The following is a 20,294-nucleotide window of genomic DNA, read 5'->3' as shown; positions in this document are numbered from 1 at the left end:
TCCAACCTCACTGGCGCCCTCGCCACCCCCTCCCTCTTCGTCCCCGACTACTGGGCACGCCACCTGCGCCAGCCCGTCCTCTTCCGCCAGGGCCTCGAGGCCCTCGTCGCCAAGAAGTTCACCCACTTCCTTGAGATTGGCCCCAGGCCCGTCCTCACCGGCCTGCTGCGCTCCGCCTCCAAGGGCCTCTCCTGCATCCCCTCCCTCGACTCCTCCGACCCGGAGCGCGCCTTCTGCTCCGCCGCCGCCTCGCTCCACGCCCTCGGCCTCGACCTCGACTGGAAGGGCCTGTTCCCGGGGAAGACGCCGCGCTGGGCGAGCCTGCCCACCTACCCCTTTGAGCGCACTCGCTTCTGGGCCAGCAAGACCTTCGTAGAGAGCAAGAAAGACACCATGCAAGTCAACGCGCAGACCCGCCAAGCCACTCCGGACAGCACGACCGCCGTTGCCGCCACTGCCCGCGCCGTCCGTGCGCTGTTCGCCGAACAGTTGTCCACGGAGGCCGACCGCCTCGACCAGGACACGCCGCTTCTCGAGCTGGGCGCCGACTCGTTCGTCATGGTGTCCGCGCTCAAGAAGCTGGCGGAGATCTGGCAGGTCCGGATGTCCGTGCGTGACTTGTTCGAGGTCCATCTCACGGTGAACCAGATCGCGGCCCACCTGGTCGCGACCTCACCGGTGGCGGACGGCGTCGCCGCCAGGCACAGCGGGCCGGCCATCCCCGCGGCCGAGCCGGTCCGTGCTCCGGCGCCCCCGGCCCCGCGGATGGGCACTCCGGCGCCCGCCGCGCCCCAGCAGGCCGTCGTGCCCGAAGCCCCCAAGCCCGCCAGGACGTTCGCACCGGCCCCCGCGCCGACGCGTGCGCCCGCGCCCACGGCAACCGGCGCCTACCAGCCGCCCCGGTTTGGAAACACGAAGCCCGCGGCCGCCCCGGGGATGACGCCGCGCCCGCCGGCCAGCCGCCTCACGACCGAGCAGGCCGAGTATCTGGCCCGCTTCACTGCGCGCTATACGAGCAAGACGGGCCGCTCGAAGGAGCTGGCGGCCGCGACTCGCGGCAAGCTGGTCAACACCCGAAGGTCCTCGTCGGGCTTCCGGCTGGAGACCAAGGAACTCACGTATCCCATCGTCGCCACGGACTCCAAGGGCTCGAGGATCCGGGACCTGGACGGCAACGAGTACGTGGACCTCGCCATGGGCTTTGGCGCCACGCTGTTCGGACACAACCCGGACTTCGTGCGCGAGGCCCTCGCCGTTCGCCTCGAAAAGGGCTACCAGATTGGCCCCGCGAGCGAGCTCGCGGGTGAGTGCGCCCGCTTGATCTCGACCGTGACGGGCATGGACCGGGTGCTGTTCCTGAACTCGGGCACCGAAGCGGTGATGACCGCGATGCGCATCGCGCGGGCTGCCACGGGCCGCTCCAAGGTGGTGGTCTTCCAGAACGCCTACCACGGACACTTCGATGCCACGATGGTGACGCCCGATATCGACGGTGGCGGCGCCACGGCGCGGCCCATGACGCTCGGCACGCCCCAGCGGATGATCGATGACGTCATCGTGCTGCCCTACGCGAACCCGCGGTCCATCGACACCATCCGCGCGCTCGGCCACGAGCTCGCCGCGGTGATTGTCGAGCCGGTCCAGAACCGCCGTCCCGACCTGCACCCGACCGAGTTCCTACAGGCCCTGCGCGAGGTCACCCGCGAGACGGGAAGCCTCCTCGTGTTCGATGAGATCCTGGTCGGCTTCCGCATCGCCCTCGGCGGCTCACAGGAGTGGTTCGGCGTCCAGGCCGACATGGTGACCTACGGGAAGATCATCGGCGGCGGACTCCCCCTGGGCGTCATCGCCGGCCGGCACGAGATCATGGACCGGGTCGATGGCGGCGCCTGGAACTACGGCGATGACAGCGCGCCCCAGGAGAACACCACGTACACCGCCGGCACCTTCAGCATGCATCCGCTGGCCATGGCGGCATGTCACGCCACGCTGACGGAGATGCTGCGCCAGGGCGGCGAGCTGCAGCGAACTCTCAACCAGCGCGCCGACCGGTTGATGGAGATCCTGAATGAGGTCTTCACGAACAATCAGGTGCCGCTCATGGCGGTCAACTTCGGCTCGTTCTTCCGCTTCGCGCAGTCGGGCAACCTGAGCTTCGTCTACCAGCCGATCGAGCTCGACCTCTTCTTCTACCACCTCATCGAGAAGGGCGTTTACGTGTGGGAGGGGCGGACCTGCTTCATCTCGACCGCCCATGACGACAAGGACATGGATCTCATCATCCAGGCCGTCCATGAGAGTGTGAGCGAGCTGAAGGCCGGCGGGTTCTGGCCCGGCCGGGAAGGACCCGGCGGAGGCTCGGGGCGTCCGGACTCCGGCTCGGCCGGACACGCCTCGTCGGGCGCGAAGACCACGGCCAGCCCGGTCGCCCCCGCGGTCCCGTCGCCGCGAGACGCGGGCCGCGCTTCGCTCCTCGGCCGGGCCATGCGCCAGGATGAGGGCAGCCCGGCCGCACGCGCCCCCGAGCCATCGCGGACGAAGCCTCCGCCGCGCGCGATGCCCGCGCCCATCGTCGACGACAGCTACACCGCTCGCCGCTCCGACGGCTCCACCATCGATTTCTCCCTCTACTACTTTGGCGACCTCGCCGAGGACGCCCAGGCGGACAAGTACAGACTCCTGCTCGACGGGGCCCAGTTCGCCGATGAAAACGGCTTCCAGGCCGTGTGGTTGCCCGAGCGGCACTTCCACTCGTTCGGCGGTTTCTCGCCCAACCCCTCCGTGGTCACGGCGGCGCTCTCACAAAGGACGAAGCGGGTCGATCTGCGCGCGAGCGTGCTCATCCCCCTTCAGCATCCCATCCGCGTCGCCGAGGAGTGGGCGGTACTCGACAACCTCAGCCAGGGCCGAGTGGGGATCGCGCTGGCCTCCGGCTGGCACGCCAACGACTTCGTGCTCGACCCGGAGAGCTGGGAGCGCAAGCGAGAGGTGATGGTCGAGCGCCTCGGCGCGCTCCAGCACCTCTGGCGCGCCAGCGAAGTGCCGTTCTCCGGCCCCAACGGGCAGGATGTCCCCGTTCGTATCTTCCCTCGCCCCACCCGCGCCTCGCTGCCCCTGTGGCTCACCACGCTCGGCAATCGCGAGACCTGGTCCATGGCGGGCCGGCTCGGCCTCGGCGTGCTCACCAACCTCATCGGCCAGAAGATCTCCGACATCGCGGACAACATCCAGGCGTACCGGCAGGCCCGCACGGAGGTCGGCCTGGATCCGAACCGGGGCCACGTCACCGTGCTGCTGCACACGCTGGTGGGCGCGGAGCTGAACGAGGTGCGCGAGCAGGCCCGAGCGCCTTTTGGCCGCTATCTCGCCTCGTCCCTCGGCCTGTTCCAGCAGATGGTGCGCGAGCAGGGCCTCACCGCGGACTTCGACACCCTGACCCCCGAGGACCGCGCGTTCCTGCTCAACGCGGCCTACAACCGCTATGCGTCGGGCAACGCGCTCATCGGAACCGTGGAGAGCACGGCCGCCGTGGTCGATCAGCTCGTCGCGGCGGGGGTGGACGAGCTCGCCTGCTTCATCGACTTCGGCGTCGAGCACGACTATGTGCGCAGCCACCTGCGCTTTCTCGGGGAGCTCAAGGACCGCTACCGAAAGCCCACCAAGAAGGCGCTTCCCAGCAGCCTCACGTACACATCGACGGCGCCCATCGTCATGCCCAGCGCGAGGAGCTCCGCGGGCCGTCCGAGCTCGGCCCCGGCCTCTGAGACCGCCGTCCCCGCGAGCAGCGCGGACGAAGACGAAGGGAAGCGAATCGCGCTTCGCCTCCCCCTCACGGGGGACCAGCGCATGCTCTGGTTCCTCGCGCGCATGGGCGCGGATGGCCTGATGGCCTATGCGCAGACCATCGTACTGCGCCTGACCGGTCCGTTCGATGTCGCGGCGATGCAACGCGCCTACGCGGCCGTCATCGCCCGTCATGAAGCGCTGCGCATCGTGTTCGCCGACGATGGCGAGAGCCAGTCCGTGCTGGCCCGAGGCGTGAGTGAGGTCCCGATCATCAATCTGTCCGCCCTGGACTCCGAGCCTCGTGCGCGGCAGTTGGAGGCGTGTCTGGCGGACGAGGCCGAGCGGCCCTTCGAACTTGACGAGTCGCTCGTGCGGCTGGCGGTGGTCAAGCTCACCGAGACCGAGCACGTGCTCGTGCTCACCAGCCATCACCTGGTCTGCGACGGGGTCTCGGTCGGCATCCTCCTGACGGAGCTCGCCGCGCTCTACGCGGATGCGAGCAAGGCCGCCAAGCTGCCTCCGGCCCCGAGCTTCGCCGAGCACGTGCACTGGAGACTCGCCCAGCACCAGGAGGCTGACTATGCCCGCGAGGAGGCATACTGGCTCCAGGTGATCGGCACGAAGCTGCCCGTGCTGGAGCTGCCCACCGACCGCCGTCGGCCCCCGATCAAGACATATGACGGCGACCGGGTGACGCTCACGCTGGAGGCCGCGTTCTTCACGCGACTCAAGGGCTTCGCCCAGGAGATTCGCAGCACCTACTTCATGGTCGTCCTCGGCGCGTTCGCCGCGTTCTTGCATCGCGTTGCCCGGCAGGACCAGGTGGTCGTGGGCGTACCGTTCGGTGGCCGTGGTCGCGAGGGAAGCCAGACCATGATCGGCTATCTGTCCAACGTGTATCCGATCGTGAGCCGGCTCGAGCTGGGCGACAGCGTGGCCACGTACCTCGACCGCCTGCGCGCCACGCTGCTGGATGCCTACGACCACCAGAGCTATCCCTTCAGCGCGCTCGTGGCCAAGGCGATGTCGAGCACCGGGTCCGGGCGCGCCCCGTTCTTCTCGGTGGCCTTCAACTGGGACCGGGTCGACCTTCCGCGGCTCGAAGGGCTTGCTGTCGAGCAGCTCGAGTTCCGCCCGCGATATGTCGACTACGACCTGATGCCGAACATCATGGAGGTGAACGGCGAGGTCGTCATCTCATGGGATTACAACAGCCAGCTGTTCGACCGGGGCACGCTCGAGACGCTGGCGAACCAGTTCGTCGTCATGCTCCGCGCGCTCGTGCGCGATGCCAACGCGCAGGTCCACGACCTGCCCCTGCGCGACGCGGCAGCGGAGGTGGCCTTCCTCCAGGCCCATGCCACGCCCCGTCGCGCGCCGGAGGGCCTCCGCGACACGCTCTCCGCGCTCCTGGCCGACACGGCGGCCCCCCATGGCGCGACGGTCTCGGGTGAGGTCTATGTCGTCGATGTCCGCGGCCGACCAGCACCCGAGGGGCACGTGGGGGAGATCCTCGTTGGCGTGACTGGCGTGGCGGTGGGCGAGCAGGTCATGCCCAACCCCTTCGGCCCGGGCGTCGTCTATCGCACTGGAGCGCTCGGCCGGTATCGCTCCGGTGGAGTGCTCGACCTCTTGGAGCACGGTCGCGAGGACGCGGGCCGCGCGGCCCCCGCCCAGGAAACGGAACGCGCCAGTTCGACAGGCTTGGGCCAGACGACGGCCCAGGGCGAGGTATCCACCCTGACCGACATCTGGCTGGAGCTCCTGGGCGTTCCCACCGTGAGCGCGGATCAAGACTTCTTCACGCTGGGGGGCCATTCGCTGTCGGCCGTCCGGATGGTCGCGCGCATCCGCGAGTGCTTCGGCGTGGACTTGTCCCTCGGCGTGCTCTTCGACGCCCCGACCATCCGGCAACTGGCGCGGGTGATCGCCGACAAGCAGTCCAAGAGCGAATCGGCTTCGGCGCCGGACGAGGTGGGGGCGGTCGCCATCCGGCCCGACCCCACCCATCGCCACGAGCCCTTCGATCTCACTGAACTGCAGCAGGCCTACTGGCTGGGCCAGTCCGATTCGCTGTCCGGTGGCGGCCTGCCGGGCGTGGCCTATCTTGAGCACGAGATCCTGGATCTCGACGTCGACCGCTTCGAGCGCGCCTTTCAGAAGGTCATCGAGCGGCACCCCATGCTGCGCGCGGTCATCCGGAAGGATGGCCTCCAGCAGGTGCTGTCCCAGACGCCCCCGTTCCGCATCGACTGCGTGGATTTGCGTGCCCTGGGGGAGGAGGAGCGCTCGGCCACGCTGCGACGGACCGAGATCGAAGTCGCATCCCGAGGCTTGTCGCCCGACACCTGGCCTACTCTCGCCTTGCGCGTGCATCGGCTGGACGCCCGGCGCTACCGCATCCACCTGGGCTTTCCTCTCCTGCTCGGCGATCTGCAGAGCGGCCGGATCTTCATCCGCGACCTCGACCAGATGTACCGCGACGTCAACGCCGACCTTCCGCCTGTCGGCTTCGACTACCGCGACTACGTGAACACGTTGCGCGAGACGCGCGCGACCGCGGCCTTCAAGCGCGCCGAGACCTACTGGCGCGATCGCCTGGCCACGCTGCCTCTGGCGCCGAGCCTTCCCCGGGCCAACAACGCCCAGGACAAGGAAGCACGGGACGACGAAACGGCGTTCATGCGGCACGAGGGTCTACTGCCCCGGGCCGCCTGGGATGCCCTCAAGCGGCGGGCGCGTGCCGCGGGCCTGACGCCGGCGGCGCTGGTGACGGCCGTCTATGCCGAAGCCATCACGGAGTTTTGCGAGAGCCCGCACTTCACGCTGAATCTGCTCTATCAGAACCGGCCGTCCTGGCATCCGCGGATTCAAGAAGTGGTCGGCAACTTCAGCACCACCATCCTCCTCGAGGTCGACAACCGCGAGCCCCTGCCCTTCGAGAAGCGGGTGCGCGCTCTGCAGACACGGCTGTGGAGCGACATGGAGCACGCGCAGGTCAGCGGCATCCAGGTCGTTCGCGAGCTGGCGCGGCAGCGGGGCTCGAGCGTGGCGTCGTCCATGCCCGTGGTCCTGGCCAGCAGCCTCCATATGTCCGCCGCGGAGGTCGAGTCGGACGCGCTCTTCTTCACGGTGGTGAGCAACCGGCTGCAAACCCCCCATGTGTGGATTGACCATCAGGTGATGGAGTCCCGCGCGGGCCTGCGCTTCCACTGGGATGTGCGCAAGGGAATCTTCCCGCCCGGCCTGACCGCGTCCATGTTCGCGATCTTCACCGACCTGCTGGCCAAGCTCGCCAAGGGCCGTGGCTGGGATGAGGTCAGGCCCGTCGAGCTTCGTCCTTCCGAGTTCGACGCTCGCACCCGGGCCAATGCCTCGGACAAGCCCCAGGCCCGCGAGATGCTCCACGAGCTCTTCGCGACACAAGCGGTCCAGCGACCCCAACACCCCGCGATCATCGCGGGTGAGCGGGTCATCTCCTACGGTGAGCTCAGTGAGCGCGCCAACCGGCTGGCCCACCGCATCCGCGCCCACGGCGTGGGCCCGAACCAGCTCGTGGCCATCAGCATGGACAAGGGCTGGGAGCAGCTCGTGGCCGTGCTGGGAGTCCTCCACGCGGGCGCCGCGTACCTGCCCGTTGATCCCTCCCTCCCCACAGAGCGTCTGCACACGCTCATGCAGCATGGCCGCGCTGCCCTGATCCTCACGCAGCAAGCACTCGAGTCCACGGTGGCATGGCCTGAAGACTTGCCACGCCTCGTGGTCGCTCGTGAATCCGAGACGGGTGACGCCACGCCGCTACCCTTCACCCAGACCGCGTCCGATCTCGCCTATGTCATCTTCACCTCGGGCTCGACCGGGGTGCCCAAGGGAGTGATGATCGACCATCGCGGTGCGGTCAACACGGTCCTCGACATCAACCGGCGCTTCAACGTCGGGCCCGAGGATCGGGTGCTGGCGGTGTCGTCGCTGAGCTTCGACCTCTCGGTCTATGATGTTTTCGGACTGCTCGCCGCTGGCGGCAGCGTGGTGATTCCGGATGCCGCGCAGGCCCGCGAGCCCGCGCACTGGGCCCGGCTCATCCACGAGCACCGGGTGACGATCTGGAACTCGGTTCCCCAGCTGATGCAGCTGCTGGTGGATCGGGAGGAGCAGGAGCACGCCGCGCCCCTCGAGAGCCTTCGGGTCGTCATGCTCAGCGGCGATTGGATTCCGGTGTCACTGCCTGGCCGAATCCAAGCCCGGACGGAGCGATGTCAGGTGGCCAGCCTGGGCGGTGCGACCGAGGCGTCGATCTGGTCGATCATCCATCCCATCGATCGCGTGGATCCGTCCTGGCAGAGCATTCCCTATGGACGACCCTTGGACAATCAGCGCTTTCACGTGCTCGACGCCGCCTTGCGTCCACGGCCGACGTGGGTCCAGGGCGAGCTCTACATCGCCGGCATCGGCCTGGCCCAAGGTTACTTGTCGGATCCGGACAAGACCCGGGATCGCTTCATTCATCACCCTGTGACCGGCGAGCGGATGTACCGCACCGGAGATCTCGGCCGCTACCTGTCGGATGGCAACATTGAGTTCCTCGGGCGCGCGGACCACCAGGTGAAGGTTCAGGGGTATCGCGTCGAGCTGGGCGAAATCGAGGCCAGTCTGGAAAAGCACCCGCGGGTCAAGGCCTGCGTGGTCTCCGCCTACGGTCCCAGCCGCGGAGAGCGGCGTCTGGTCGCCTACGTCGTGGGCCAGGACACGGAGCCCGGAGACACACCCGCCGCCGTAGACACCGAAGCCCTGCGCAAGCACCTCGCGACCCAGTTGCCGGCCTACATGGTCCCGGGCCAGTTCGTCCTGCTGTCCGAGCTGCCATTGACCTCCAATGGCAAGATCGATCGCCAGGCCCTGCCCACCCCCGACGCTGTGCTCGGCGTCGCTCGCCGAGCCAAGCGGGTCGCGCCGCAGACGCCGCTCCAGCACACCCTCGCGGAGATCTGGCGCGAGGTCCTCGCCGTCGACGACATCGGAATCCACGACGACTTCTTCGCCGAACTGGGCGGCCATTCCTTCGCGGCCGTCCGCCTCCTGGCGCGGGTGAATGCGAAGCTGGGCCGTGAGCTGCCCTTGTCCAGTCTGCTCGAGGGACCAACGCTGGCCCATCAAGCGGAGCGGCTCCATCAAGCGGCGCTGGAGGGCGCGGACCCGGCGCACGTCTCCGGCGCGGCGGCCGTGTCAAACGCTCCGGCCTGGTCGCCCGTGGTGCCGCTGCGCAAGCAGGGCTCCGAACGCCCCCTCTTCCTGGTGCACCCCGTCGGTGGAAACGTCTTCTGCTACCGCGCCCTGGTCGCGTCCATCTCGCCGAAGCGTCCGGTGTATGGACTGCAAGCGCGCGGCTTCGTCGGTGAGCAGACGCCGCTCGACAGCTTGCAGGAGATGGCCAGCATCTATGTGGACGCGATGCGCGGAATCCAACCCCGAGGGCCTTATCTGCTAGGCGGCTGGTCCATGGGTGGATTGGTCGCGCTGGAGATGGCTCGGGTGTTCGAGGAGCAGGGAGATGAAGTCGAACTGCTCGCACTCATTGACAGCGTTGTGCCAGGCCGCAAAACCATGCTGGACGGCCTCGGACTCCTGGCGTGGTTCATGCGGGATTTGCTGGCGACCAGCAGCCGTGTTTGCGACCTCGACCTGAGTGGACTCGAGCACCTTGATGATGCCGCCCGGTTGACCGCGGTGCTGGAGCGGGCCAAGGCCAAGAATGCCATTGCCCAGGACGTCACAGCCGAGCAACTCGATCGCCTGTACCGCGTATTCGTCCGCCACAGCGCGGCCATGGATGCGTATGCCCCGACCCCCGTGCGAGCCCCCGTCTTGCTTCTGGACGCGGCCGATTCCGAGGAGCGCGAGCGGGTCGCTCCCTGGAAGCGATTGACCTCCAGCCTCAAGCATCACCGCATTGCCGGCAACCACTATTCAATTCTAGGCGAGCCTCACGTCGCCACGTTGGCCAAGCGGCTAGGCGCGGCACTCCGGGACAAATAAACACCGAGGCATCCCCTCGTCTGAATCAGATCGCTCATGCGCGGCATGGCCTGGTTTGACGTGCAGGTCGTCCTCGAGAACCTCCGGCAAGAAGACCCGCACCTGTTTTCGTCGAGGGCCACATTGCTCGAGTGCCGGGGCGCACGTCCCTACAGCCGGACAAGCGCATGCGGCTCAACTTGTTGGATGCGGGCATCCCTCAGCAGCAACCCTGAAGAACAACCAACACCTGGCGAGCAGACGCACTGAGATGACTTCTTTCACCCAAGCACATTCCACGCATCGCACAGACGTCGTGATCATTGGCGGAGGCCAGAGCGGTCTGGCCCTGGGCTATTACCTGTCACGACGCGGCCAGCGATACATCATCCTCGACAGTGGTTCGGAAGTCGGCCACATGTGGCGCAATCGCTGGGATTCGCTGCAGCTCATCACCCCGTGCCCGTACAACAATCTGCCCGGTCAGGACTTCGAAGGGCCTGCGTGGTCCTTTCCCACCAAGGATCAGGTGGCTGACTACCTGGCCCGCTACGCACAGAAGTTCTCCATTCCCGTCCGCACCCAGCACAACGTGAGCAGCTTGCGCCGGGAGGGAGACGTCTACCGGATCGAGACCAATCAAGGAGTCTTCGAAGCCCTTGCGGTGGTAATCGCCACCGGTCCGTACCATGAGCCCCGTATCCCGGACGCGGCGCGCGGCGTGGATGAGCGGGTGGTCCAGATGCACAGCAAGAATTACCGCAATCCCCAGCAGATTCCCGGGAGCCAGGACGTCCTGGTGGTCGGCTGCGGCAATTCCGGGGCGGGCATCGCCCAGGACCTGGCGCGGGTCCACCAGGTCCATCTGGCATTGGGTCGCACGGCGTGGCTGCGGCGCCGCATCTTCGGGCGGGATCTCTTCTGGTGGTCCCATCTCCTCGGCCTCCCTCGGGTCACCGCCGACTCGCGACTGGGCAGCCGCATGAAGCAGCAGCCTGACGAGGTCATCGGCACCTCGCCGGAGCGGCTCGCCGCCGAGCACGGCATCAAGCTTCAGTCCCGGGTGATGGCCGTGGAGGGCAACGAGGTCCACTTCGCCGACGGCACCCGGCACCGCTTCGGCGCGATCGTCTGGGCCACGGGCTACCGGCCCCACTACCCCTGGGTCCAGGTCCCGGTCTTCACCGAGCAGGGCGCGCCCGCGCACCAGCGGGGCGTGTCCAACTCGCCTGGTCTCTATTTCCTCGGTCTCAAGTGGCAGTACCACTTCGACTCCTCCCTGTTGGGCGGCGTCGGCCGTGATGCGGAATTCATTGATCAAGAGATCGCGTCGTACCTGTCCAACCGCGTCCCTCAAAAGGCCGCGTCTTTAGAGGCAACCCCATGAACACCGCTTCTGACACGCTGTTGACCCCAGAGGAAATCACCCGCTTCAAGCGGGATGGGGTGATCGGTCCCTTCAAGCTCTACGAGCCCGAGGTGGCTCGCGAGCTGCTGCACACCATCCGGATGCGCAACGCGGACCGGACGAACATGCTGCACAAAAACGACGTCAACTACGATCGGCACTTCGACATCCCCGAGCTGTCGCAGCATATCGGGCACCCGGGCATCGTTCGTCGCGTCCGCGGCATCCTGGGCATGAACCTCCTGGGCTGGCGCACCGAGTTCTTCCCGAAGTTTCCCGGTGCGGTAGGGACCGAGTGGCATCAGGTGGCAAACTACCGCTACGCGACTGGCGTGCCGATGCTCGAGCCCCTGGAGGGACGGGCCGACGACCATCTGGACATCACCGTCTGGACAGTCTTCACAGAGGCCACACGCGAGAACGGGTGCATGAAGTTCCTGCCCGGCAGTCACAACAAGGTCTATTACGACGAGTCCAAGGCCGTGACCCAGGGGCGCACCGACGCGTACCGCTCGATCGAGGCGAAGAGCGACTTCTTCGGCTATGACTTCCAGGAGTTCAAGGTCGACCCCAAGTGGATGCCCGATGAGAGCCAAGCGCTTGCCATGGAAATGCAAGCGGGCGAGTGTGTCATCTTCACGGCCAAGTGCGTGCATGCGTCGTATCCCAACTCGACCCAGCGCAAGACCCGCTTCGCCATCACCAGCCGCTACACATCCACGGACGTGCGCGTCTATCCGTACGAGCGCAAGTTCCGCGCGCACGGTGGGGATTTCGATCTGGACGCGGCGAACTATGGCTGTGTGCTGGTGAGTGGCGAGGACCGCTACGGGCACAACCGCATCAGGCGCGAGAACAACCTGGGACAAGCCTTCCCCCACATGGCGTGAAGCGTTCCGCCTCCTCCGTGCACGGAAAGTCCACGATGGCCGAGCTGCCCCCTTTGAGTTCCTGGCTGCGTCCCCTCCGGAGGCCGGCGTGTCCACGCCTCACGCTGGTCGCCGTTCCCCCGGCAGGGAGTGGGGCCTCGCTGTACGCGCCCTGGCAGGCCCACCTGCCGGAGGACGTGGCGTTGATCGCGGTCCAGCTGCCTGGCCGCGAGAATCGCATTCGCGAGCCTTTGCTGACCCGTTTCGACGCGGCCGTCGAGGGCATCACGTCCGCGCTGGCCACCCTCCCGGGCCCCATCGATGGCTTGTTCGGCCACAGCTTCGGCGCGATCCTCTCCTTCGAGGCGATGCGCCGGATGCGCCGTCTGGGCCAGCCCCTGCCCCGCCACTTCTTCGCCTCGGGTCACATCGGCCCAGAACTCGTCAGCAACGTCGGAGCCATCCACGAGCTGCCCCGTGAGCAGTTCATCGCCGAGCTCAGGAGCTTCAATGGCTTGGTCGAGGAGATTCTCGCCCACCCTCAACTGCTCGACATCGTGCTCCCCATCGTCCGCTCCGATCTTGCGCTCGACTACTCCTATTGCATGACCGAGGAGCCACCGCTCCCCGTGCCCATGACGGGCCTGGCCGGCGTGGATGACCATGTCGCTCCGCCAGACCAGGTGAGCGCCTGGTCGCGCCAGAGCAGCATTGGTTTTGATCTCAAGACATTCCCAGGAAGTCATTTCTTCATCCGAGACAACGTCCAGTCCACGGTCGCGACCATCCTCGCGGCGTTGAAGCCGCCCGTGGCCCTGCCCGCTGTGTCTCGTTGAGCCAGGAGACCGCCACCCATGAACCAGTCTCGATTTGCCGACAAGCATGCCTTGAATGTGGATGGGATCGCCGCCCGGTTGTCCGCGGCGCTACTCACGGATCCCCAGGTGCGGGAGTGTGCCGTCCTGCCGCGACAGGAGTCTGGAGGACACAGTCTCGTCGCGTATGTCGTCGCGACCGGGCCGGTGACGCTGGAGGGCGCGCGCGCTCTCGCGGACAGACAGGGGGTTTCCGCGCGGGAGCTCGTAGCCGTCGTCCCGCTCACCCGGCTGCCGCGCGATGGTGGCGGCCAGCTGGATCTGGCTCGACTCCAGCGCATGCCGCTGCTCGACGAGAAGGCGTTCGCGACCCTGCGCGAGCGGTTGCTCGCCCTGGATCCAACGGCGGAACTTGTGTCCGAGGCAGTGCCGCTCAAGGCGCCCATGCCCCTCGCCGAAGGCCCGACGCAGGTCAGCACGCGGCAGGCACTTCTCCAGGGGCCTGAGCTGCCCGACTCGCCCGACACGCCCACGACGCTGGCCGAGGTGCTGGAGCGGGCGGCGCGCATCTCGCCGGAGTACGGGGTCCGCTTCCTCACCTCGACGGGTGAGCGCTTCTCTTCCTACCCCGAGCTGCTCGCCGAGGCCCGTCGGATCGCGGGCGGACTGGTGAGCGCGAACCTCCCCCCCGGCAGCGAGCTCATCATGCAGTTGGCAAGTCCCGATGACTTCGTTCCCGCGTTCTGGGGCGCGGTGCTGGCCGGACTGGTCCCGGTGCCGCTCGCCGTACCGGTGCTGCTGTCCGCGGGAGAGCCGGCCAGCGAGAAGGTGCGCTTGACCATGGCGCGGCTGCCGTCCGCGGCGCTCATCACCCGGGAGGACCGCGCCGGTCAGGTCGCCGAGTTGCTGCGTGCCGGTGGGCTCACCGGGCGGAGCGTGCTGTCCCTGGACAGCCTCCGGAGGGCCGCCCCCCTCACCCATCCCGTGGTCCGTCCGCCGGATGCTCCTGCGCTGCTGCTGCTCACCTCCGGCAGCACGGCCGAACCCAAGATCGTGCCCCAGACGCACCGCCGGCTGATCAGCCGCTCGCGCGCGACGATCCTCACCAACGGCTTTCGCCGCGAAGAAGTGTCCCTCAACTGGCTGCCGCTGGATCACGTGGGCGGCCTGGTCATGTTCCACCTGCGCGACGTGGTGTGCGGCTGTTCGCAGCTTCAGGCGGAAACCAACCTGGTGCTCAAATACCCGCTCATCTGGATGGACTGGTGTAGCCAGTACCAGGTCACCGTGACCTGGGCGCCGAACTTCGGCTACAGCCTGCTCAACACGCGCGCCAAGGAGGTCCGCACGAAGCGCTGGGACTTGTCCGCGCTCTGGTTCATCCTCAATGGCGGCGAGGCGATTGTCGCCGAGCAGGCGCGGGAGTTCATGGAGCTGCTGGCCCCCCACGGCCTGCGAGCAGATGCCATGCGTCCCGCCTGGGGCATGTCCGAGACGTGCTCGGGCGTGACCTTCGAGCACGACTTCCGGAGCATCTCGACCCGAACCGCGTCCGTATCGGTCGGCCGGCCCATCCATGGCATCACCGTCCGCATCGCCGATGACGATGGACACGTGATGGGCGAGGGGGCGCGCGGACGGCTGCAGATCCGCGGGGTCAGCATCTTCGAGGGCTACCTGAACAACCCCGAGGCCAATCGGGAGTCCTTCCCCGGTGATGGCTGGTTCGACACCGGCGACCTGGGCGTCATCATCGACCAGGGTCTGCACATCGTGGGCCGGCGCAAGGACGTCCTCATCGTCAACGGGCTCAACATCGCCCCCACCGAAATCGAGCGCATGGTGGAGACGAATCCTGACGTCGTGCCCGCCCACACGGCGGCCATCGCCGTGCGCGAGGCGGGCGATATCACCGACCAGCTCGCCCTGTTCCTCCATACCGAGAAGACCGGCGAGGCGCGCGAGGCGCTGCTGTCGGACCTGCGCATCCAGCTCGCCCGCACCTTTGGCATCTCGCCCTCGGTGATCGTGGAGGTGGCTCCCGAGGAGATGCCGCGGACCTCCATCGGGAAGATCCAGAAGGACGTGCTCAAGTCCCGGCTTGAGAAGGGCCTCCTGGTGCCCGCCTGGCAGCGGGGTCGCAAGAACACGGCGGCGGTCAACAACCTGTTCGCCCTCCCCCGGGAGGAGGTACTCAACGGCAGCGTGTACCGCCGGAACTGGGTGCCGCACGGACTCACTCCCGTGCGAGCCCTCCCCGACACCGTGGTGGTGTTCGCGCCCGCAGGTGAGCCGGGCAAGCGGCTGACGGCGGCGCTGGCCACGGGACAGCGTCGGGTCCTCGTGGTCGAGCCAGGGACGGGCTTCGCGCTCAACGGCGGGGATCGGCTCACCGTGCTTCCGGGCGATGCCGAGAATGCCGCGCGGCTGGTCGAGCACCTCGCCGATACGGCGGCCGGCGCGCCGCTCATCTATGCCTGGCCCCTGGCGGGCAAGTCCGGAACCGAGGCGTCTTTCGACGCCACCGAGGCCCTCCTCGCCTTGCTGCCGCCGCTGGCCCGGCGCTTCGGCAAGAATCATCCGCGACTGCTGGCCGTGACCCACGGGGCCGCGCGTGTCGGCACGGGCGAGCTCCTCGGCGACCCCAAGGCGGCGATGTTCGGCGCGCTCCTGCGGGTCGTGCGCGAGGAGACGCGGGCCGACGTGCGCGCCGTGGACATCGACTCGCTCGAGGCGTTCGCCGAGGTGGTCCTCGGCGAGCTCACCGACCCGAGCGGCGAGGTCGAGTGCGCCTACCGCCGTGGGCTTCGGCGGGTCAGCCGGTTGGCGCCGGTCCGCCTGCAGGAACAGGGCGGCACCCTGCGCCAGGGCAAGCGTTATGTCGTCATCGGCGGACTGGGTGGCATTGGCCGCGCGCTGGTGCGCTACCTCGTGACCGCGTTCGGGGCCCGCGTCGCCATCCTCGGGCGCCGTGCCGAGCGCGCGCTGGATCCGGCCAGTGCGGCGGCGTTGACCGGACTGCGCCAGCTCGGCGCGGTCACCTACGGCGCGGGCGATGTCTCCGACAGCGACGGACTGAGGGGGGCGCTCGCGCGCGCCAGTGAATCCTTGGGGGGAACCCCCGATGGCGTCTTCCACCTCGCTGGCGGTTTCTTCGAACAGACCCTGGAGCAGCTCGAGTGGGACAAGGCCCTCGGCGGAATGATCGCCAAGGTCAGCGGCAGTCGCGAGGTCGTCGAGGCGGCAGAGGCCCTGGGCATCCCCTGGGTGGCCCTGTTCTCGTCGGTCAATGGCTACTTCGGCGGACCGGGGCTCGCCACCTACGCGGCGGCCAACCGCTTCCAGGAAGCGCTCGCGGGCTCCTGGAATGGCAAGCGAACCCGGGTGTGTACGCTCGCATGGTCGATGTGGGACGAGACGGGCCTCAGCCGCGGCTACGCGAACAAGGAGCTTACCCGCGAGCGAGGCTTCGTGGTGTTCTCGCCCGACGCCGCGCTGCAGTTGCTGGACAGCGCCCTGAGCCAGGCTCAGGACACCCTGTTCATCGGACTCGATGCCACCCGGCCGCGCATGCGGGTGGAACTCGACATGTCCCCCGAGCCCCTCACGTGTCTGACCGCACGCACCAGCGCGGAGCCGCGCGCGATCCACGCCCTGGGTGATGCGTTCGGCATCGAGCTTACCGTGCGGCCGCGCTCCAGCACCGCCGCCCCAGCCAAGGCGGCCGGAGTGGAGGCGCTCGCCGCGCGTACCGCCACGGCCCCTGCCGCCATCGCCGAACAGCTGGCGGCGCTCTGGTGCGACGTGCTCAAGGTGGACACGGAGGAGCTGGCGCACGACGCCAACGTGTTCGACCTGGGGGCGCACTCCCTGCTGCTGCCCAACATGCAGGAGCGCATCCGGGAGGCCTTCGGCGTCGAGCCGACCGTGGTGGACCTCTTCCAGTATCCCACGGTGGCCAAGCTGACGGCCTACCTCGCGAGCCGGCTCTCCGCCATGGCTGAACAGCAGGCCCAGGCTTCGGTGGCACCCGCCACGGACCCGACCGCCATGGCCGAACAGCTGGCGACGCTCTGGTGCGACGTGCTCAAGGTGGACACGGAGGAGCTGACACACGACGCCAACGTGTTCGACCTGGGGGCGCACTCCCTGCTGCTGCCCAACATGCAGGGGCGCATCCGCGAGGCCTTTGGCGTCGAGCCGACCGTGGTGGACCTCTTCCAGTATCCCACGGTGGCCAAGCTGACGGCGTACCTGGCGAGCCGGCTCACCTCGACCGAGAGCTAAGACCATGCCTGGGAAGTGGCTCCTGAACCATCACCGCGCGCCAACACGGGGCCCCAGGCTGCTGGTGCTGTTTCACTACGCGGGCGGCGCGGCGTCCGCGTTTCGTGACTGGCCCGCTCACGTCGGTGAGCGGGCCGAGACCCTGACGGTGCAACTGCCTGGCCGTGAGGGCAGGATTGGTGAGGCGCTCGTCGAGGAGCTCGCCGCGGTGACGGAGCCCCTGGTGACGGCCATCGCTCAAGCCGCACATGGGCGCCCGGTGATGCTCTACGGCCACAGCATGGGTGCCGCGCTCGCCCACCACGTCGCCCGAGAGGCGGTCGCGCGTCGCGCCTTCGCGCTCGCCGCGCTCGCCGTCTCGGCGCGGCGTGCGCCCCATGTCCCACCCTATGAGCAGGATCTCCGCACCCTGGATGACGCGGGTGTGCTGAGCGCGCTGCGTGTCTTTGGCGAGATACCCGCTGAACTCCTGGCCGAGTCCCATCTGGCCGACGCCCTCGTGCAACGGACCCGGGCCGACTTCTGCATCGCCCAGGGCTGTCATTGGCCCGTCCCCCCCAGAACCTCGCTGCGGCTCGCGGTGCCCTTGCTGGCGCTGGGTGGAATCGACGATCCAACGGTCGCGATTGGCCATCTCAGATCCTGGCAGGCCTTCACTCGGGGCCCCTTCCAGGTGCGAATGCTGCCTGGCCACCATTTCTTCATCCGGGATCCGCGCAACGTGAAGCACACGGTGGAGGCCTTGTTCGCGCATGCGGCGGCATCGGCTGGAGACTCCGTGCCCAGCGTGAGCAATCCCTTCCTTTAAGCAACCTCCACGCGAGGCGAGACATGACCTTCGACAGCACCCGCGACGTCGCCATCATCGGACTATCCGCCCGCCTGCCTGGCGGGCCCGACCTGGACGCCTTCTGGCGGAATCTCCTGGAAGGACGCCACGCGATCCGGACCTTCACCCGAGACGAGTTGCTCGCCGACGGGGTTCCCGAGGGACTGGCCTCCCGCGAGGACTACGTGCCCCGGTCCGCGTTCGTCGAGGACACGCATCTCTTCGATGCCTCGTTCTTCGGCTTCAGCAGGCGCGAAGCCGAGGTCATGGATCCGCAGTTCCGGCTGTTCTTCGAATGTGCCTGGGAAGCCCTGGAGGATGCGGGCCACGCGGGTCGGGCCGCGGGAATGCGCGTGGGTGTGTTCGCCACGTCTGGCATGAGCCTGTATTCCGGCAAGACGATGAACACCTATTTCCGGACCAACGTTCAGCATCAGGCCGAGGCCCTGGAGCACTTGGATCAGATTCAAATCAAGGTGCTCAACGAGCGGGATTACCTGCCGACCCAGTTGTCGTATCGCCTGAACCTCACCGGGCCCAGCCTCACGGTCCACACCGCGTGCTCCTCGGCGCTGGTCGCCCTCCACTTCGGGGTCGAGAGTCTGCGCAAGCGGGAGTGTGATGCCGCCCTGGTCGGCGCCGCCGCCCTGCATGCGCCACGCATGGCGGGCTATGTCCACACCGCCGGGAGCATCTTCTCGGCGCATGGCGTCTGCCGGCCATTTGATCAAAAGGCCGATGGCATCGTCGGAGGCAACGGCGTCGGAGTGCTGATGCTGCGCCGGTTGAGCGACGCCCAGGCGGATGGCGATCGCATCCTCGCGGTCATTCGTGGCACGGCGATCAACAACGACGGCGCGCGCAAGGTGAGCTACACGGCGCCCAGCATCGACGGTCAAAAGGAGACCATTCGCGGTGCGCTCTCCGACGCGGGCATTTCCGCTCGGGAAATCGGCTTCGTCGAGGCACACGGCACCGGCACCGGCCTGGGTGATCCCATCGAGGTGGCGGCGCTCACCCAGGCCTTCTCGGTGGATCAAGCCACCGCGCCGGGAAGCGTTGCCATCGGCTCGGTCAAATCGAACGTCGGACACCTCGACACCGCAGCCGGCATGGCCTCGCTGATGAAGACCGTGCTGGCACTGAGGCATGGCCAGGTGCCCCCCACTGCGGGTTACGAGCGGCCCAATTCCCATATCGCATTCGGCCAGACCCCTTTCCTGGTCAACACCCAGCCGCTGCACTGGGAGCCGAGGAACGGTCGCCGGCATGCGCTGATCGGCTCATTGGGCGCTGGAGGGACCAATGCACACGTGGTGCTCGCCGATTGGCCCGTGGAGGCCCAGCCCGCGGAGCAAGCGAGCACGGACGAGCCGGTGTGCATCGCGCTGTCGGCCAAGAACGACGCGGCGCTCAAGGACCTGGCCCAGCGCCATGCCTCGGCCCTCGCCTCCGGCTCCGCTTGCCCTCGCGACTGGGCCTACAGCACCTGCACCGGCCGCGCCCTCTTCCGCGAGCGCGGCGCCGTCGTGGGCCGCACCTCCCAGCAGCTCGCCCAGGGCCTGCTCGACCTCGCCTCCGGCCGCCTCTCCTCCTCCGTCCTGCGCGGCAGCGCCCCCTCCTCCGGCCGCCCCCGCCTCGCCTTCGCCTTGAGTGGCCAGGGTGCCCAGTACGCCGGCATGGGCCGCGCCCTCTACCAGCGCTTCGCCTCCTTCCGCTCCGCCTTCGACGAGCTGGCCGCCCTGCACCGCGACTCCACCGGTGGCCAATCCCTCACCTCCCTCGTCTTCGACTCCCCTGACGCCGCCCTGCGCGACACGGGCCTGGCCCAGCCCTCCCTCTTCGCCTTCCAGTACGCCCTGAGCCGCCTCTGGCTCAGCCTCGGCGTCTCCCCCTCCGCCCTCATCGGCCACTCCATTGGCGAGTACCTCGCAGCCCACCTCGCCGGCGTCCTCTCCCTTCACGACGCCTACCTCCTGGTGCTCGCCCGCTCCCGCGCCATGGCCTCGCTGCCTCCCGGCGGCTCCATGCTCTCCGTCCTCGCCAGCCCCTCCCGCCTCTCCTCCTTCCTCTCCTCCTTTCCCTCCCTCGAGCTCGCGGCCGACAACGGCCCCGAGGCCTGCGTCCTGTCCGGGCCCCTCCCCGACATCGAACGCCTCCTGCCTCTGCTTGAGTCCGCGGACCTCTCCTTCCGCCCGCTTCACGTCTCCCACGCCTTCCACTCCGCCGCCATGCTTCCCGCCATGGCCGCCCTCTCCTCCGCTGCCTCCCGCCTCCCGCACCACTCC

The 20,294-nt window shown here is 68.1% G+C and carries 7 protein-coding genes; all 7 read left to right on the top strand.

Annotated features, from left to right (window positions below; genetic code table 11):
• The first annotated feature begins 393 nt into the window (after window positions 1-393).
• Window positions 394-9,819 (top strand): non-ribosomal peptide synthetase, encoded by a 9,426-nt coding sequence (locus tag D7Y21_RS31330; RefSeq protein ID WP_233612348.1) that lies wholly within the window; start codon window positions 394-396, stop codon window positions 9,817-9,819.
• 250 nt (window positions 9,820-10,069) lie between these two features.
• The gene (locus D7Y21_RS31325; protein WP_121717488.1) at window positions 10,070-11,185 is read left to right on the top strand and encodes an NAD(P)/FAD-dependent oxidoreductase; all 1,116 of its coding nucleotides are present in this window, start codon (window positions 10,070-10,072) and stop codon (window positions 11,183-11,185) included.
• A complete protein-coding gene (locus D7Y21_RS31320) occupies window positions 11,182-12,096 on the top strand; it encodes a chlorinating enzyme (RefSeq protein WP_120564153.1) in 915 nt (304 codons plus the stop codon). The genes D7Y21_RS31325 and D7Y21_RS31320 overlap by 4 nt, the downstream gene beginning before the upstream one ends.
• A gap of 35 nt (window positions 12,097-12,131) precedes the next feature.
• Window positions 12,132-12,911, top strand: coding sequence for a thioesterase II family protein (locus D7Y21_RS31315; RefSeq protein WP_120564152.1), 780 nt, complete (start codon window positions 12,132-12,134; stop codon window positions 12,909-12,911).
• An 18-nt stretch (window positions 12,912-12,929) separates the two neighbouring features.
• Window positions 12,930-17,177 carry an SDR family NAD(P)-dependent oxidoreductase gene (locus D7Y21_RS31310; RefSeq protein ID WP_121717486.1) on the top strand — a complete coding sequence of 1,416 codons (4,248 nt, stop codon included), beginning with the start codon at window positions 12,930-12,932 and terminating at the stop codon, window positions 17,175-17,177.
• A gap of 64 nt (window positions 17,178-17,241) precedes the next feature.
• Window positions 17,242-17,985, top strand: a complete 744-nt coding sequence (locus D7Y21_RS31305) for a thioesterase II family protein (RefSeq protein ID WP_158627380.1) — start codon at window positions 17,242-17,244, stop codon at window positions 17,983-17,985.
• Between the two features lie 23 nt (window positions 17,986-18,008).
• Window positions 18,009-20,294, top strand: a 2,286-nt coding sequence (locus D7Y21_RS31300) for a type I polyketide synthase (protein ID WP_147469424.1), incomplete at its 3' end; no start/stop codon positions are given.

Origin of the sequence: Corallococcus sp. AB045 (genome assembly GCF_003668895.1) — a bacterium.
GTDB lineage: Bacteria > Myxococcota > Myxococcia > Myxococcales > Myxococcaceae > Corallococcus > Corallococcus coralloides.
This window is presented reverse-complemented; position numbering and strand designations above follow the sequence as displayed.

Coding starts and splice junctions, on each gene's coding strand:
- D7Y21_RS31330 (WP_233612348.1), top strand. CDS start 394: ATGCAAGTCAACGCGCAGACCCGCCAAGCCACTCCGGACAGCACGACC.
- D7Y21_RS31325 (WP_121717488.1), top strand. CDS start 10,070: ATGACTTCTTTCACCCAAGCACATTCCACGCATCGCACAGACGTCGTG.
- D7Y21_RS31320 (WP_120564153.1), top strand. CDS start 11,182: ATGAACACCGCTTCTGACACGCTGTTGACCCCAGAGGAAATCACCCGC.
- D7Y21_RS31315 (WP_120564152.1), top strand. CDS start 12,132: ATGGCCGAGCTGCCCCCTTTGAGTTCCTGGCTGCGTCCCCTCCGGAGG.
- D7Y21_RS31310 (WP_121717486.1), top strand. CDS start 12,930: ATGAACCAGTCTCGATTTGCCGACAAGCATGCCTTGAATGTGGATGGG.